The organism is Limnohabitans sp. JirII-29, assembly GCF_003063395.1.
In the GTDB taxonomy this organism is placed as follows: Bacteria; Pseudomonadota; Gammaproteobacteria; order Burkholderiales; family Burkholderiaceae_C; genus Limnohabitans.
Genome location: NZ_NESB01000009.1, coordinates 111,787 through 130,682, shown reverse-complemented (window position 1 = coordinate 130,682; position 18,896 = coordinate 111,787). Strand labels below are relative to the sequence as shown.

The window sequence follows — 18,896 nt, the reverse complement described above, 5'->3', positions numbered from 1 at the left end:
CTGTGCCACCGTCAATGCGGGCCAGTTGTCCATCGGCTGCGCTGTAGGTACTGGTCAACTTGCTGATGTTACCGCTGCCAATCACAAACACATCGTCGCCCGAACCACCGTACAGCACGTCGGCGCCCCCGCCGCCAATGAGGGTGTCGTTGCCCGCACCGCCCACCAAGGTTTGGGTACCTGTTGAGGTGAGGGTGTTGGCACTGGCGTCGCCCATCTGGTCCACCGCCGTCTGCGCGAAAGCACCAGTGGTGCTGCCAAAAATCACATAGCTGCGCCCTGCGTTGTTGCCCGAAGCCACATCGCTGCCCCAAGCACCCACGATCAAGTCGGCCAAGCCATCGCCGTTGACATCGCCAGCACCGCTGACCGAGCCACTGTTGTCGGAAGTGCTTTCACCGTAAATCACAAAACCGCCCGAGCCTGCCGCAATCGCCGACAACTCCACGGTGGTGGTGCCCGTTTTGCCAAACACCACATAGCTGCGCCCAGCACCAGCGCCCCCGAGGGAAGACGCCAATGGCGCACCAATGATCATGTCCGCCAAACCGTCCCCGTTGATGTCCCCGGCCACGCTCACCCACATGCCGCTTTGGTCGCCCGCACATTGACCGTTGATCACAAAACCGCCGCTGCCCGCGGCGACGTTGGACATTTGAATGGTGCTGTTGCCTGAGTTGCCAAATACCACGTAAGTCCGCCCGGCGTTGATGCCAGCGGCAGTGTCCGATTGGTAAGCACCCAAAATCACATCGGCATACCCGTCGCCGTTGACGTCGCCTGCGGCGCTGGCCGGGCCCCTGGAGTAACCACTCAAATAGCCTGCACCTGAGCCTTGAATCAACAAGCCGCCACTGCCCGAGGCCACGTCCGACAAGCTCACGGCGCTGGTGCTGGTCTTGCCATACACCACATAAAAACGCCCCACATCGGTCCCACTCGTGGGGTCCGGCTGTGGCGTAGCCACCAGCAGGTCTGCGGCGCCATCACCGTTGAAGTCGCCCATGCCCGTCACCGTGATGCCACTTTGGTCTTCGGCACTTTGCGCGTTGATGACAAAGCCGCCCGTGCCCGCGCTGATGCTGGACAAATTAATTGCTGTGGAAGCCGTGGTGCCAAACACCACATAGCTGCGCCCGGCGCGATTGCCCGCCAGCAAGTCTGACTGCGGCGCGCCAATGATCAGGTCGGCCAAGCCGTCGCCGTTGACATCGCCTGCGGCGTGCACAGAAAAACCGCTGTGGTCGTTGAAGCACTCGCCGTTGATCACAAAACCACCACTGCCCGCGACAATGGCCGACAAGTCCACAGCGGTGGTGGTGGACTTGCCATACACCACATAACTGCGTCCCGCGTTGGCTGCGCCAGTCAGATCGGCCCAATGGGCGCCCACCACCACGTCGGCAAAGCCGTCGCCGTTGATGTCGCCAATGCCGCTGACCGACACGCCGCTGAAGTCGGCAGAACATTGGCCATTGATGACAAAGCCACCCGTGCCCGCAGCCACCGCCGACAAATCAATCGCTGTGCTGTCGGTCTTGCCAAACACCACATAGCTTCTGCCGCTGTAGCCGTCCACAATGCCCCACGGGTGCCACGCACCCACCATCACATCGCCCAAGCCATCGCCGTTGACGTCGCCCACACTGCTGACCGACCAGCCACTTTGGTCGCGGTGCGTTTGTCCATTGATGACAAAGCCACCCAAGCCCAAGGTCAGGTCGTGCAAATACACGGCGTTGGCGCGCATCGTCAGCGTGACCGCCTGGGTGCTGGTGTTGCCCGCTGTGTCGCTGGCGATGACGCTGAAGTCGTACACATGGTCGCCACCCGAATCGTTGGTTTCGCCATATTTTTCGGTGGCATTGAACGTCAACACCCCGGTGCTGCTGTTGATCGTGAACCAGCGTGCGTCACCCGTGTTGGGTGTAGCCAAGCTGTAGGTCACGGCATAAGCATCGGTGCTGGCCGCGGTGTACACCGTGGTGGCAGTTGTCACACCCGCCCCCGTGTCTGTCACAGAAGGCGTGGCCGCACTGGTGAAGGTGGGCGCTGTCGCATCAATGGTGACCGAATGGTTGCCCGAGGTGCTGTAGACCGTGCCGCCACCCGCGTCGGTGATGCGCGCGTTCAGCACGTAGGTGTTGCCAGTGGTCAGCGTGGGAGTTGCCACATCGACATAGCCGTTCGAAATGTCCGAAGCCTGCAATGTGACCGCAACGCTCAAATCAGAAGCACTGTTGAACAAACGCACCACGTTGCCAGCCACAGCCCCAGAGCTGACCAACCCGATGCGAACTTGCAGCACCGTATCATCTGTGACGGCGCCATTGGCCAAGCGACCCGTGATCGTGCCCACGTTGTCGGTCACGCTTTCGATGTAAGGCGCGCCAGGGTTTTGGGTGTTGATGGCTTGGCTGCTGTCGGTATACGCCACACTGGGGTTACCGGCCAAATCTTGCACCGCATTGCTGGACAAGACCAAGGTGATGGTGCTGTTGTTCACCCCCATTTGCGGGTCAACCACCACTTGCCATTGGGTGGCAGGCACATTCAAGCTGGTGATGCTGTAGACCGTGCCGTTGGTCACCGTGAAGTCAGCGGCGGTCAAGCCACCGGTCACGGCCTCCGAGAAGGTGTAGGTGTAGGTGACACGACCCGAGTTGTAGGTCACTGTGCCGGGCACGTTGTCGGTGACGCTGGTCACCGTGGGGCTCACTTTGTCTACCGCCAAGGCTTGCGTGGTGCTGGCCACGTTGCCATAGACGTCGGTGAGCTGGGCACGCACAGTGCCCGCTGTGGTTGCTGCCAGATCAGCCGCGGCAATGTTGGCGCTCCAATGCCCTGAGGCATTGACGGTGGCGGTGTAGGTTTTTCCGTTGAACCCGGTGAGGCTGACCGTGTTGTTCACCTCGGTCATATCGGCTGTGCCGCTCACGGTCAAATCGCTTTGCACCTCCAGCGCATTGAGTGTGTTGTCACCGGCCAGCGTGGAAATCGTCAAGTTGGGGGCTACACGATCCACCGTCAATTCACCGGAACTGCCGTCATACAAAGTGGTGCCGTTGGACAGCACCAGGCGCACCGCCACATCGTATTGACCATCGGCCGTGATCACGCCCGATGGCAAGGCCAAACTCCACGACTGGTTCACCGAGTTGTAGCTCAGCGCCGCAGGATTGGAGCCACCGCCCACGGTGTAGGTGTAAGAAGCATTTTGAATGGTGACCGTGAACGCATCGCCATTGCTCAGCGCAGTGTGAGCCCCAGACACCAACCGAAAAGCTGCGCCCGTCAAGGTAGGTGTCAAGCTGTTGGTCAACACCTGTTGCACGGTGGGTGCGCCGTTGTTGGCAAGGTCTACCGTCAAGGTCTGAGTGGTTGCCGCAGACATATTGCCCGCCACGTCTACACCGCGCACCTGCACGTCGTAAGCATTGCCGTCCATCAACGCCTGGATGGCGTCATAGGGCACATCAATACTCCAGGTGTTCGCCGTCGTGACGGTGCCTGTGTAGGTGGTGCGGTTGAGCACCAGGGTGTAGCTCGACCCCACCTCCAAGCCAACACCTGTGCCTTGAATCACAAACGGAGACACACCGGCCAGCGCATCCAGTTCGCTTTGGCTCAGCAGGTTGTCGCTTCCCGACAAGGGGGTGCTGATGGTCATGGTCGGCGCGGTGGTGTCCACCGTCACCGTGTAAGTGCTCGATGCCGAACTGATGTTGCCTGCCAAGTCCGTGATCTTGGCGTTGAAGGCGTAGCTGCTGCCGTTGGTCAGCGTGTTGGTGGTGACGTCCACATAGCCGTTGCTGATGTGGCTGGCACTCAAAGTCACGGCACTGGCCACGGCGCTGGTGTTGTCGTACAGCTGCAAGGTGTCGTTCACCACTGCATTGGTACCACTCAGGCTGACGCGCACCACCAACAGCGTGTCGTCACTGCGCCCGCCGTTGCTGACCACGCCCATGATCGACCCCACATCATCGGTGACGCTGGTGATGTTGGGCGCGACAGGTGCGGTGGTGTCCACCAAATAGCCGGCGTTGTCCGTGACTGAGGCGTGCGTGAGCGTGGCGCTGTTGCCCGCGGCGTCTTTGAGCGTGCCGCTGTTGAGCGCCAGACTGTTGGTGTCGATGCTGATGCCATTGGCATCGGTCTGCCCTGCCAACACGGTGTAGTTGAAGACCAAGGCTGTGCTGCCACTGCCCGAGGCGTAGCTGGCATACACCGTGGTGCCGCCGATGTTCAAGGCCAGCTGCGGCGTACCGGTGACGGTGGTGACTTCACTCATGGTCACGGTCACACTCACCACATCGCCCGTGTTGAGGGTGTTGTTTTGAATGCCTGTGGCGCCACTGATGGCCACGCTGCTGACGGTGGGCGCCGCCACATCGCGCGTCAACGTGGGGCCGGTGGCCGTGAGGGTGTTGCCTGCGGCGTCGTACAAGATCACGCTCATTTGCCCGCCCGCCGTGATGGCCGCTTGCACCTCGGCAGCGGTGGGGGTGCCATCGCTGGTGGTGTAAACCAGCGTGGTGTCTGCTGCTGCAATGGCGCTGTCGGTGCCAATCAAGTTGGCTCCCACATAAAACTCGGCCTTGCCACCGGTCGCCTGCCCAGCCGTCACCGTGGCCGAGAAAGCCATGGCGGTGTTGCTGGCGTTGAGCGTGTTGGTCACCACCGTGCCCCCACTGGGGGTCAGGGTGAGCGCTGTCAATGTCGTGGGTGCGGTGGTGTCCACCAGATAACTGGCGTTGTCTGCCACCGCCGTGTGCGTGAGCGTGGCGTTGTTGCCAGCGGCATCTTTGAGGGTACCGCTGTTGAGTGCCAAGCTGTTGGCCGCAATGCTGATGCCGTTGGCATCGGTCTGACCGGCCAACACGGTGTAGGTGAACACCAGCGCCGTGCTACCACTGCCCGAGGCGTAGTTGGCATACACCGTGGTGCCGCCGATGTTGAGGGCTAAGCGTGGCGTGCCGCTTGTGGTGTCCACCACGGTGGCTTCGCTCATGGTGGCGGTCACGCTCACCACATCGCCTGCGTTCAAGGTGTTGTTTTGAACGCCCGTGGCACCGCTGATGGCCACACCACTCACCGTGGGCACTTTGGTGTCAATCGCTTGGCTGTCCAAGCCGCTCAGGCTGGCGTTGGTGGCCGTGTTGCCGGCGGTGTCGCTCAAGCCTGTGCCCACCAAGCTCAAAGCCACGTTGCCACTGGCCACGTTGGCGGTGGGCGTGACGCGCACGGTGTATTGGTTGTTGCCCAGGCTGGTCACGCTGCTGACCGTGCCGTTGGTGGCGGTGAAACTGGTGGTGCTCACAGTGCCGTAAATGGCATCGTCAAAGGTCACCGTGAAATCGATCACACCGTTGGTCACCGCCGCCGCCACGTTGTCGGTGACGGTGGTGATGGTGGGGCCGGTCTGATCGACGGTGTAGGGATTGCTGTAAATCTGCGAGTAGTTGCCACCGCCTTCGTTGTGGCGCACCACCACGCTGCTGGTGCCCATCAACAAGGTGGGCGATGTGATCAACACTTCTTTGGAGTGCACATAGCTGGCCACGGTGTAGGTCAAGCCGCCGTCCACACTGATTTCGTAACTCGACGCATTGGCAGCCGTGATGATGGACGCCAAGAAGTGCACCCGAATGCTGTTGGGGGTTTGTATCGAGGTGATGAAGTCGGTGTTGCTCACCCCCGTGTCACCGCTCTTGGTCGAGCCCAGTTCCACAAAGTCAATCGTGCCGGTGACGGTGATGCTGGTGCTGGCAGCGGCGCTCAAGTTGCCCGCAGCGTCTGCGGTGTAGAGCTTGATGGTTCCGGCGGCCAAGCCAGACAAAGCCACAGTGGTGTTGGTGTTGGCACTGCTGACAGCGCCCGAAACCCATTGCGAACCATCCAATGCCAGGATGTCTGCCTCGCTCAACACCGTGTTGCTGTTGTTGACCAAATAGGCCGTACCTGCCTCTGAACTCTTCACCGTGGCGCTGCTGGTACTGGCAATGCTGCCTGTGCTCACCAAGGTAGCGGTCGGTGCCGTGGTGTCCACCATGTAATTGATGTTGTCAGACACCAAACTGCTGCTCAGGGTGGCGGCGTTGCCAGCCGCGTCTTTGAGGGTGCCACCATTCAAGCTCAAGGCATTGGCCGCCAAGCTGATGCCATTGGCATCGGTCTGCCCGGCCAACACGGTGTAGCTGAACACCAAGGCGCTGGTTCCGCTGCCCGAGGCATAGCTGGCTTGCACGGTGGTACCGCCGATGTTCAAGGCCAACTGAGGCGTGCCGGTGACGGTGATGGTCTCATTCAAGGTCACCGTCACATTCACCACATCGCCCGCATTGAGCGTGTTGTTTTGAATGCCCGTGGCATCGGTGATGGCCACGCTGCTGACCGTGGGTGCGGTGGTGTCCACCAAGTAACTGGCGTTGTCGGCCACCAAGCTGTGCGTGATCGTGGCGTTGTTGCCAGCGGCGTCTTTGAGGGTGCCGCTGTTGAGCGCCAGGCTGTTGGCCGCAATGCTGATGCCGTTGGCATCGGTCTGACCTGCCAGCACCGTGTAGTTGAAGACCAAGGCCGTGCTGCCACTGCCCGAGGCGTAGCTCGCATACACCGTGGTGCCACCGATGTTCAAGGCCACTTGCGGCGTGCCTGTGACCGTGGTGGCTTCGCTCATCGTCACGGTCACACTCACCACGTCGCCCGCATTGAGGGTGCTGTTTTGAATGCCCGTCGCACCGCTGATGGCCACACTGCTGACCGTGGGTGCGGTGGTGTCCACCAAGGTGCTCGCGTTGTCGGTGACGGCGGTGTGCGTCAACGTGGCCACGTTGCCTGCCGCGTCTTTGAGCGCGCCGCTGTTGAGCGCCAAGCTGTTGGCGTCGATGCTGATGCCGTTGGCATCGGTCTGTCCGGCCAAGATGGTGTAGCTGAACACCAAGGCCGTGCTGCCACTGCCCGAGGCATAGCTGGCCTGCACCGTCGTGCCCCCGATGTTCAAGGCCACTTGCGGCGTGCCGGTAACCGTGGTGGCTTCGCTCATGGTCACCGTCACACTCACCACGTCCCCCGCGTTGAGGGTGCTGTTTTGAATGCCTGTGGCCCCGGTGATGGCCACACTGCTGACCGTGGGGGCCGTGGTGTCCACCAGATAACTGGCGTTGTCGGCCACCAAGCTGTGCGTGATCGCGGCACTGTTGCCAGCCGCATCTTTGAGCGTGCCGCTGTTGAGCGCTAGGCTGTTGGCCGCAATGCTGATGCCATTGGCATCGGTCTGGCCTGCCAACACGGTGTAGTTGAAGACCAGGGCCGTGCCGCCGCTGCCCGAGGCATAACTGGCATACACGGTGGTGCCACCGATGTTCAAGGCAATGCGCGGTGTGCCACCCGTGGTGTCGACCACCGTGGCTTCGCTCATCGTCACGGTCACGCTCACCACGTCACCCGCATTGAGGGTGCTGTTTTGTATGCCCGTGGCGCTGGTGATGGCCACACTGCTGACCGTGGGTGACACGGTGTCGATGCTGATGCTGGGCGTGGTGCCTGCACCACCGTTGTTGCCCGCGGCATCAGTGTAGGCACTGCTGGCCACGGTGATGCTGGCGCTGCCGCTGGCCAAGCTGGCCGTGGGCGTGAAGGTGGCGGTGTAGACCTTGGGGTCTGCTGTGACCGTGAGGCCGCTGAGCGTGCCGTTGGTGGTGGTCACGTCGCCTGCCGCAAAGCCCGTGGGCGCTTCGCTGAAGGTGAAGCTGATGGTGGCTGTCTCGCCTGCCTTGAGTGCGCTGGCGCTGCTGGTGATGGCCAGCGTGGGGGCCAAGGTGTCGATGCTGATGCTGGGCGTGCTGCCCGCGCCGCCGTTGTTGCCCGCGGCATCGGTGTAGGCACTGCTGGCCACGGTGATGCTGGCGCTGCCGCTGGCCAAGCTGGCCGTGGGCGTGAAGGTGGCGGTGTAGACCTTGGGGTCTGCCGTGACGGCCAAGCCGCTGAGCGTGCCGTTGCTGGTGACCACATCGCCCGCTGCAAAGCCCGTGGGCGCTTCGCTGAAGGTGAAGCTGATGGTGGCTGTCTCGCCCGCCTTGAGCGTGCTGGCGCTGCTGGTGATGGCCAGCGTGGGGGCCAGGGTGTCGATGCTGATGCTGGGCGTGGTGCCTGCACCACCGTTGTTGCCCGCGGCATCGGTGTAGGCACTGCTGGCCACGGTGATGCTGGCGCTGCCGCTGGCCAAGCTGGCCGTGGGCGTGAAGGTGGCCGTGTAGACCTTGGGGTCTGCTGTGACGGCCAAGCCGCTGAGCGTGCCGTTGCTGGTGACCACATCGCCCGCCGCAAAGCCCGTGGGCGCTTCGCTGAAGGTGAAGCTGATGGTGGCTGTCTCGCCCGACTTGAGCGCGGACTTACTGCTGGTGATGGCCAGCGTAGGGGCCAGGGTGTCGATGCTGATGCTGGGCGTGCTGCCCGCACCACCGTTGTTGCCCGCCGCATCGGTGTAGGCACTGCTGGCCACGGTGATGCTGGCGCTGCCACTGGCCAAGCTGGCCGTGGGCGTGAAGGTGGCTGTGTAGACCTTGGGGTCTGCCGTGACGGCCAAGCCGCTGAGCGTGCCGTTGCTGGTGACCACATCGCCCGCTGCAAAGCCCGTGGGCGCTTCGCTGAAGGTGAAGGTGATGGTGGCCGACTCACCCGCTTTGAGCGTGCTGGTGTTGCTGGTGATGGCCAGCGTGGGTGACACCGTGTCAAGGGTGACCGTGTACAGCGCAGATGCCGTGCCCACGTTGCCCGCCACATCGGTGATCTTGGCGTTGAACGCGTAGGTGTTGCCGTTGCTCAACAGGGGCGTGGTGATGTCCACATAACCTGCCGTCACCTGAGCGCCCGTGAGTTGCACCGCAGTGCCCATGGGCGTGAGGTTGTCGTACAGCTGCAAGCTGTCGTTGGCCACCGCGTTGGTGCCACTCAAGCTCACGCGCACGGTGGGGCGGGTGTCGTCGCTGACACCGCCACTGGCCACATGGCCGGTGATGGTGCCCACGGTGTCGTTCACATAGGCAACGGTGGGCGCATTGGGTGCCACTTTGTCAACGCCCAGCAAACGGGTGGCCGAAGCGGTGTTGCCATAGACATCGACCAAACTCGCGCTCAGCGTGCTTTGGTCTGCCAGCAAGGCCAAATCAGCCGCCGAGACCGAGACCTGCCAACTGCCATCGGCCTGCACCGTCGCGTGGTACGTGCCACTGCTGAACCCACCGATGTTGACCGTGCGCCCTGCTTCGCTGGTGTCGGTCGTGCCACTGAGTGTCAGGTTGCCCGTGACTTCTTGGGCGTTGAGCGTGTTGTCGCCCGCAAAGGTGTTGATGCTCAAAGCCGGTGCCACGCGGTCCACCGTCAACTCGTTGCTGCTGATGTCGTTGGCCACGGTGTAGCCCACCGCGCTCACGCTCACTGCCACGTCGTAGCTGCCGTCCGCCGTGATCACACCCGCTGGCAAGGCCAGGCTCCAGGCTTTGGTGGTGGTGTCGTAGCTCAGCGCGCTGGGGTTGCTGCCCCCGCCCACCGTGTAGGTGTAGCTCGCCCCGTGCACCGTGACCGTGAAGGCGTCCCCGGTTTGCAAAGGCAGCTCTACGCTGTTGGGATCGTTGGGGTCGGTCAACTTGAGCGCACTGCCGCTCAAGGTGGGTGTGAGGCTGTTGGTGTTGACCACGTTGACGGTGGGCGTGTCGGGCGGGGCCAAACGCACTTGCAGGGTTTGGCTCACGGCCAGAGCATCGTTACCCGCCAGGTCTTGCGCGTTGACTTGCAGCGTGTAGTCGCTGCCGTGCACCAGGGCGTTCATGTCCGCCTCTGGAATGTTCACATGCCAGGTGTTGGCGGTGGTGACGGTGCCGGTATAGGTTTTTTGGTTGAAGTTGACGCTGTAGCTCGCGCCCACCTCCAGCCCGACAGCGGTGCCCTGAAGCAGGAACGAGCCGCCAGCAATGGCCGTCAGCTCGGTCAGGTTCAAGATGTTGTCTGTGTTGCTCAGTGGCGTGGTGATGGTCAGCGTGGGCGCCAGGGTGTCAATGGCGTAGTTGCCACTGGTGGCGGTGCTGCCGCTGTTGCCCGACACGTCGGTGTAAGTCGCGGCAAGCGTGATGACGTTGCTGGCGTCTTCCAGGCTGGTGGTGGGCGTGAAGGTGCCCGTCCAGGTGACGCCACCGTCGGCGCTGCTGAGGGTGCTCAGGCTGCCGTTTTGCACTGTCACGTCGCTGTTGTTGAATCCTGTGACCGCTTCGCTGAAGGTGATGGTCACCAAGCTGGTGTCGCCGATCTTGAGCGCGCTGTCGGAGAGGCTAATGCTGGCCGTGGGGGCCAGGGTGTCGATGGCGTAGTTGGCGCTGATGGCGTTGCTGCCGCTGTTGCCCGCCACATCGGTGTAGCTCGATGCGAGCGTGACCACGTTGCTGGTGGATTCGAGGTTGGTTGTGGGCGTGAAGGTGCCCGTCCAGGTGACGCCGCCATCGGCGCTGCTCATGGCGCTCAAGCTGCCGTTTTGCACTGTCACGTCGCTGTTGTTGAATCCTGTGACGGCTTCGCTGAAGGTGATGGTGACCACACTGGTCTCGCCCACTTGGAGCGCAGTGTCTGAGAGGGCGATGCTGGCCGTGGGGGCTAAGGTGTCCACGCTGTAGTTGGCGCTGGTGGCGGTGCTGCCGCTGTTGCCTGCGATATCGGTGTAGCTGGCGGCCAAGCTGACCACGTTGGTGGTGGATTCCAGGTTGACGCTGGGCGTGAAGGTGCCCGTCCAGGTGATGCCACCGTCGGCGCTGCTGAGCGTGCCCAAGCTGCCGTTTTGCACCGTCACGTCGCTGTTGTCAAAGCCGCTCACGGCTTCGCTGAAGGTGATCGTCACCACGCTGGTCTCGCCCGCTTTGAGCGCGCTGTCCGACAGGCTGATGCTCGCCGTCGGCGCCAGGGTGTCGATCGTCACCGTGTGGCTGGTGGAAACGCTGCTGGCGTTGCCCGCCACGTCGATGACTTTGGCTTTCAACGCATAGGTGGTGGCGTTGCTGAGCGTGGGCGTGTTGAGGCTGACAAAGCCAGCAGCAATGTCGCCCGCACTCAAGGTCACCGCTGTGCCCAAGGCCGTGCTGCCGTCGTACAGCTGCACGGTGTCGTTGGCTACGGCATTGGTGCCTGTCAAACCCACCTTCACGGCCAGCACGGTGTCATCGGTCACACCACCCGAGCTGACGGGCCCGGTGATGCTGCCCACATCGTCGGTCACGCTCAAGAGGGTCGGTGCCACAGGGGCTGTGGTGTCAATGGTGACGGTGTAGTTGCCAGACGCCGCACTGGCGTTGCCCGCCACGTCAATGACTTTGGCGTTGAAGGCGTAGGTGGTGGCGTTGCTCAGCGTGTTCGTGCTGATGTCCACATAGCCGTTGCTGATGTCAGCAGCACTCAGGGTCGCCGCGCTCGCCACGGTGTTGGTGCTGTCGTACAACTGCACCGTGTCGTTGGCCTGTGCGTTGGTACCGCTCAGGCTCACGCGTACCACCAGTTGGGTGTCGTCGCTGCGCCCGCCGTTGCTCACGGCCCCTGTGAGGCTGCCCACGTCGTCGGTGACGCGGCTGATGCTGGGCGCCACCGGTGGCGTGGTGTCGATGGTGACCGTGTGGCTGGGAGATGCGGCACTGGCTGTGCCGGCTTGGTTGATGACCAACGCGTTGAACGCGTAGGTGGTGGCGTTGCTCAGGGTGGGCGTGTTGAGGCTGACAAAGCCTGCGGCAATGTCGCTGGCACTCAAGGTCACCGCTGTACCCAGCGCGGTGGTGCTGTTGTAGAGCTGCACGGTGTCGTTGGCCACGGCACTGGTGCCCGCCAAACTCACTTTGACAGCCAGCACCGTGTCGTCGGTCACGCCGCCGGAGATAACAGGTCCGGTGATGCTGCCCACATCGTCGGTCACGCTCAGGATGGTCGGCGCACTGGGTGCGCTGGTGTCAATGGTGACGGTGTGGCTGGCTGAGGCACTGCTGGCGTTGCCCGCCACGTCGATGACTTTGGCTTTCAACGCATAGGTGGTGGCGTTGCTGAGCGTGGGCGTGTTGAGGCTGACAAAGCCTGCGGCAATGTCGCCCGCACTCAAGGTCACCGCCGTGCCCAAGGCCGTGGTGCCGTCATACAGCTGCACGGTGTCGTTGGCCACGGCATTGGTGCCTGTCAAACCCACCTTCACGGCCAGCACGGTGTCATCGGTCACACCACCCGAGCTGACGGGCCCGGTGATGCTGCCCACATCGTCGGTCACGCTCAAGAGGGTCGGTGCCACAGGGGCTGTGGTGTCAATGGTGACGGTGTAGTTGCCAGACGCCGCACTGGCGTTGCCCGCCACGTCAATGACTTTGGCGTTGAAGGCGTAGGTGGTGGCGTTGCTCAGGCTGTTGGTGGTGATGTCCACATAGCCGTTGCTGATGTGGCTGGCGCTCAAGGTCAGGGCGCTCGCCACGGTGTTGGTGCTGTCGTACAACTGCACCGTGTCGTTGGCCTGTGCGTTGGTGCCGCTCAGGCTGACGCGCACCACCAGTTGGGTGTCGTCGCTGCGCCCGCCGTTGCTGACCACGCCGGTGATGCTGCCCACGTCGTCCACAACGCGGCTGATGCTGGGCGCCACCGGCGCCGTGGTGTCGATGGTGACGGTGTGGCTGGGGGACGCGTTGCCGATGTTGCCTGCCACGTCAATGACTTTGGCGTTGAAGGCGTAGGTGGTGGCGTTGCTCAGGGTGTGGGTGGTGATATCCACATAGCCGTTGCTGATGTCGGCGGCACTCAAGGTCGACACGGTGGCGATGGTGCTGGTGTTGTCGTACAACTGCACCGTGTCGTTGGCCACGGCAGCGGTGCCCGTCAGGCTGACACGCACCACGAGTTGCGTGTCGTCGCTGCGCCCGCCGTTGCTGACCGCACCGGTGACAGACCCCACGTCGTCGGTGACGCTGGTGATGCTGGGGGCTGCAGGTGCGCTGGTGTCGATGGTGACGGTGTGAAGGCCAGAAGCCGCACTGGCGTTGCCTGCCACGTCGATGACTTTGGCGTTGAAGGCGTAGCTGGTGGCGTTGCTCAGCGTGTAGGTGGTGATGTCCACATAGCCGTTGCTGATGTCAGTGGCACTCAAGGTCGCCACCGTGGCGATGGCGCTGGTGCTGTCATACAGCTGCACACTGTCGTTGGCTACCGCACTGGTGCCCGTCAAGCTGACGCGCACCACGAGTTGTGTGTCGTCACTGCGCCCACCGTCAGCCACTGCGCCAGTGAGGGCGCCCACGTCGTCGGTGACGTGGGTGATGCTGGGAGCGTTGGGCGCCGTGGTGTCGATGCTGAGGGTGCGTGACACCGAGGCCGCGCTGGCGTTGCCCGCCACGTCGATGACTTTGGCTTGCAAGACATACGTTGTGCCATTGGTCAGTGTGGGGGTGGACACATCCACGTAGCCCGCGACCAAATCGCCAGCACTCAGCGTGACCGCACTGCCCAAGGCCGTGCTGCCGTTGTACAGCTGCACGGTGTCGTTTTCTACCGCGTTGGTGTTGAGCAGGCTGATGCGCACCGACAACAGGGTGTCGTCGCTGTAGCCGCCGTCTGTGACGTTGCCGGTGATGGTGCCCACATCGTCGAGCACGCGCGACAAGGCTGGCGCGTTGGGTGCCAGGGTGTCCAGCGCTTGGCTGTTGCTGGTGTAGGTGATGTTGGGGTTGCCCGCCAGGTCGGTCACACCCGCGCCTTTGAGCACCACGGTGATCACATCGCCGTCGACACCCGCTTGTGGTGTGACGTTGACCACCCAGGTCGTGCCACTGCCGGTGATGCTGCTGATGCTGCCGTGGGTCACGGTGAAGTCGCTGCTGCTCAAACCGGTCACGGCTTCGCTGAACACATAGGTGTATGCCACGCTGGCGGTGGCTGCGTTGGCAGTGCCGGCCAAGTCGTCGGTCACGCTGCTGACCACAGGCAAGACCTTGTCAACGCCCAGCGAGCGCGTGGCCGAAGCGGTGTTGCCGTAGACATCGGCCAGGCTCGCCGTCAGCGTGCTTTGGTCTGTCAGCAAGGCCAAGTCAGCCGCCAACACCGTGACCATCCAACTGCCATCGGCCTGCACCGTCGCGTGGTAGGTGCCACTGCTCAAGCCTGCGATGTTGACCGTGCGCCCTGCTTCGCTGGTGTCGGTCGTGCCGCTGAGTGTCAGGTTGCCCGTGACTTCTTGGGCGTTGAGCGTGTTGTCGCCCGCAAAGGTGTTGATGCTCAAGGCCGGGGCCACGCGGTCCACCGTCAACTCGTTGCTGCTGATGTCGTTGGCCACCGTGTAGCCCATCGCGCTCACGCTCACCGCCACGTCGTAGCTGCCGTCCGCCGTGATCACACCCGCTGGCAAGGCCAGGCTCCAGGTCTTGGCTGTTGCGTCGTAGCTCAGCGCGCTGGGGTTGCTGCCCCCGCCCACCGTGTAGGTGTAACTCGCACCGTGCACCGTGACCGTGAAGGCGTCCCCAGTTTGCAAAGGCAGCTCCACGCTGTTGGGGTCGTTGGGGTCGGTCAACTTGAGCGCACTGCCACTCAAGGTGGGCGTGAGGCTGTTGGTGTTGACCACGTTGACGGTGGGCGTGTCGGGCGGGGCCAAACGCACTTGCAGGGTTTGGCTCACGGCCAGGGCATCGTTGCCCGCCAGGTCTTGCGCGTTGACTCGCAGCGCGTAGTCGTTGCCGTGCACCAGGGCGTTCATGTCCGCCTCAGGGATGTTCACGCTCCAGGTGTTGGCGGTGGTGACGGTGCCGGTATAGGTTTTTTGGTTGAAGTTGACGCTGTAGCTCGCGCCCACCTCCAAGCCCACGGCGGTGCCTTGCAGCAAGAAGGTGCTGCCGGCAATCGCGGTCAGCTCTGCCCGGTTCAAGACGTTGTCTGTGTTGCTCAGTGGCGTGGTGATGGTCAGCGTGGGCGCCAAGGTGTCAATGGCGTAGTTGCCACTGCTGGCGGTGGCGCCGCTGTTGCCCGCCACATCGGTGTAGCTGGCAGCGAGGGTGATGACGTTGCTGGCGTCTTCGAGGTTGGCGGTGGGCGTGAAGGTGCCCGTCCAGGTGACGCCACCGTCGGCGCTGCTGAGGGTGCCCAAGCTGCCGTTTTGCACCGTCACGTCGCTGTTGTTGAATCCTGTGACCGCTTCGCTGAAGGTGATGGTCACCAAGCTGGTGTCGCCGATCTTGAGCGCGCTGTCGGAGAGGCTGATGCTGGCCGTGGGGGCCAGGGTGTCGATGGCGTAGTTGGCGCTGATGGCGTTGCTGCCGCTGTTGCCTGCCACATCGGTGTAGCTCGATGCGAGCGTGACCACGTTGCTGGTGGATTCGAGGTTGGCCGTGGGCGTGAAGGTACCCGTCCAGGTAACGCCGCCATCGGCGCTGCTGAGGGTGCTCAGGCTGCCGTTTTGCACCGTCACGTCGCTGTTGTTGAAACCTGTGACGGCTTCGCTGAAGACGATGGTGACCACGCTGGTCTCACCGATCTGTAGCGCGCTGTCGGAGAGGCTGATGGTGGCCGTGGGGGCCAGGGTGTCCACGCTGTAGTTGGCGCTGCTGGCAATGCTGCCGCTGTTGCCTGCGATGTCGGTGTAGCTCGCAGCCAAGCTGACCACGTTGCTGGTGTCTTGCAGGTTGACGCTGGGCGTGAAGGTGCCCGTCCAGGTGACGCCGCCGTCGGCGCTGCTGAGCGTGCTCAGGCTGCCGTTTTGCACCGTCACGTCGCTGTTGTCAAAGCCGCTCACGGCTTCGCTGAAGGTGATCGTCACCACGCTGGTCTCGCCCGCTTTGAGCGCGCTGTCCGACAGGCTGATGCTCGCCGTCGGCGCCAGGGTGTCGATGCTGTAGTTGGCACTGGTGGCGGTGCTGCCGCTGTTGCCTGCGATGTCGGTGTAGCTGGCGGCCAGGCTGACCACGTTGCTGGTGTCTTCCAAGTTCGCGGTGGGCGTGAAGGTGCCCGTCCAAGTGACGCCGCCGTCGGCGCTGCTCAAAGTGCTCAGGTTGCCGTTTTGCACCGTCACGTCGCTGTTGTCAAAGTCGCTCACAGCCTCGCTGAAGGTGATGGTGACAGCACTGGTCTCGCCTGCTTTCAAAGACGTGTCGCTGAGTGCTATGGCGGACACACTGGGACCCGTGGTGTCCACGCTCACGTGGTGATGCAAAGATGCGTCGCTGGCTGTACCGGCGATGTTGATGAGTTTGGCGTTCAGGTCATGCGTGACACCGCTGCTCAAGATCGGCGTGTTGAAGTCCACCGCGCCCGCCAAGATGTCGGCCGACGTCAGGGTGATCGGGTTGCCCAAGGGCGTGCTGCCGTCGTACAGCTGCACGGTGTCATTGGCCACGGCACTGGTGCCTGCCAGCGAGACGGTCACCGTCAACACCGTGTCGTCTGTGACGCCGCCCTCTGCCACGGCGCCGGTGATGGTGCCCACATCGTCCACGATGCGGCTGATGCTGGGCGCCACCGGCGCCGTGGTGTCGATGGTGACGCTGTAGTTGCCAGACGCTGCGCTGGCGTTGCCCGCCACGTCAATGACTTTGGCGTTGAAGGCGTAGGTGGTGGCGTTGCTCAGGCTGTTGGTGGTGATGTCCACATAGCCGTTGCTGATGTCGGTGGCACTCAAGGCGGCTGCGCTGGCGATGACACTGGTGTTGTCGTACAGCTGCACCGTGTCGTTGGCCACGGCACCCGTACCCGTCAGGCTGACCCGCACCACCAGTTGGGTGTCGTCACTGAGCCCGCCGTCAGCCACGGCTCCGGTGATGGCGCCTACGTCATCGATGACACGGGTGATGCTGGGTGCCAGAGGGGCTGTGGTGTCAACCGTCACCACGTGGCTGGCCGACGCCGCACTGGCGTTGCCTGCCACGTCGGTGACTGTGGCGTTGAAGGTGTAAGTTGTCGCGTCGCTCAGCGTGTAGGTGGTGATGTCCACATAGCCGTTGCTGATGTCGGTGGCACTCAAAGTGACCATGTTGGCGATGGCGCTGGTGTTGTCGTAGAGCTGCACGCTGTCGTTGGCTGCGGCACCTGTGCCCGTCAGGCTGACGCGCACCACGAGTTGCGTGTCATCGCTGCGCCCACCGTTGGCCACCGCACCGATGATGGTGCCCACGTCGTCGGTGACGCTGCCGATGCTTGCCGCCGCAGGTGCTGCGGTGTCGATGGTGACGGTGTAGTCGCTCGACACCGCACTGATGTTGCCCGCCACGTCGCTGACTTTGGCATTCAAGACGTAGCTGTTGCCGTTGCTCAGGGTATGGGTGGTGACGTCGACATAGCCATTGCTGATGTCTGTGGCACTCAAGGTCACCGCAGTGGCTATCGTGCTGGTGCCGTTGTAGAGCTGCACGCTGTCGTTGGCCACGGCCCCTGTGCCGCTCAGGTTCACACGCACTACCAGTTGGGTGTCGTCTGTCACGCCACCCGCAGCCACCGGGCCAGTGATGGCACCCACGTCGTCGGTGACGCTGCCGATGCTCGGCGCTGTAGGTGCGGTGGTGTCGATGGTGACGGTGTAGTTGGCTGACGCTGTGCTGGCACTGCCCAACGCATTGATGACTTTGGCGTTGAAAGCGTAAGTGGTGGCGTTACTCAGGGTGTTGGTGGTGATGTCCACATAGCCGTTGCTGATGTGGCTGGCACTCAAGGTCACGACACTGGCGACTGCGTTGGTGCCGTCGTAGAGCTGTAGGGTGTTATTCGCGACAGCGTTGGTACCACTCAGGCTGACCCGCACCACCAGTTGGGTGTCGTCGCTGCGCCCGCCGTTGTTGACCACGCCAGTGATAGAACCGACGTCGTCTGTGACACGGGTGATCGTGGGCGCGCCAGGTGTTGAGCTACCCACCACGCCCGAGGTGCTGGAACCACCCGAACCACCCCCACCAGATAAAAGCAGCAAGGGCGCCAAGCCAATCAGCGTGTTGGCACCGAAGACGGGCAGCCACACGCTGTCTGAATCTTTGTCTTTGGCCCCCGCCGTCGTGGCCGTGTTGGGGTTGTTTTGACTGGCCGATGACGCGCTCTGGTCGTTGGCGCAAAGCAAGGTTTTGTCGTTGCTTGGGCTGGCAGATGCCATTTGTTCCGTGGCACCCAACACACGTTCAGCGCCATCCAACTCAGTCACTGTCAACAGGGCTGGCGCACTCGATTGGGCATGGGCGTAAAACCCCTCCAACACCAACTCGTCACACTCTGGCGTGGAGAGGATCAAATCATCTTGCTCTTGACGGTGACTGATTTTTTGTTTCTTGCGGGCTGCTGTGTCTTGTGCAGACACCTTGGGTGGCAGCAGCCTGTAGGCGGCCCCTGGGTGCACTTTGACCTTGGTGGCTTGTCCCGATGAGGCTCCGACCGCAATCGTCCATGGGCTGGGCGCTTGCTCGCTCTCGGACAGCCACAGACCGTCCATTTGAAGAGACCATTTTTTGGCGTCTATCCCTTGGGTAGGGGGGGTAGATTGCGCTGCATTGTTTTTTTTAGGAGGATTGAGTTCTGCAGGCATGAGAGGTTTTTCTAGAGAGCGGGCCGATGTTTTGCACCCTGTCTATCGGCCTCAAAGTCGTGTGACTTGAAAGACTTTACATATTTAATGATTTTGTTATTTTTATTGTTTTTAATGATTTTATTGTCATAAACAAGATATTTTTGTGATCGAAATCACAGGCAAAAAAATAAAGAAAGCAGTACTCAAAAAATATGAAGGCGACTTAGAGATTGCCTTGCTCAAAAAGCAATTCTTTGGAATTCAATGCGCTGCGCTTTCAGGAAAAACAAACCCTAAATAGCTCACGCCTGATTGACTTGCTCATGGCTGCAAAAAATCGCTGCGCGGGCGCGCATACGGCGCACAC

At 62.3% G+C, this 18,896-nt stretch carries 2 protein-coding genes; one reads left to right on the top strand and one right to left on the bottom strand.

What is annotated here, in order from left to right; all coding sequences use genetic code 11:
• Window positions 1–18,547 (bottom strand): S-layer family protein (locus tag B9Z39_RS14185; RefSeq protein ID WP_146183339.1); only part of this gene is annotated, 18,547 nt, incomplete at its 3' end.
• 145 nt (window positions 18,548–18,692) lie between these two features.
• Here B9Z39_RS14185 and B9Z39_RS17000 point away from each other — a divergent pair.
• Window positions 18,693–18,830 carry a hypothetical protein gene (locus tag B9Z39_RS17000; protein WP_158269508.1) on the top strand — a complete coding sequence of 46 codons (138 nt, stop codon included), beginning with the start codon at window positions 18,693–18,695 and terminating at the stop codon, window positions 18,828–18,830.
• The last annotated feature ends 66 nt before the right edge of the window (window positions 18,831–18,896 follow it).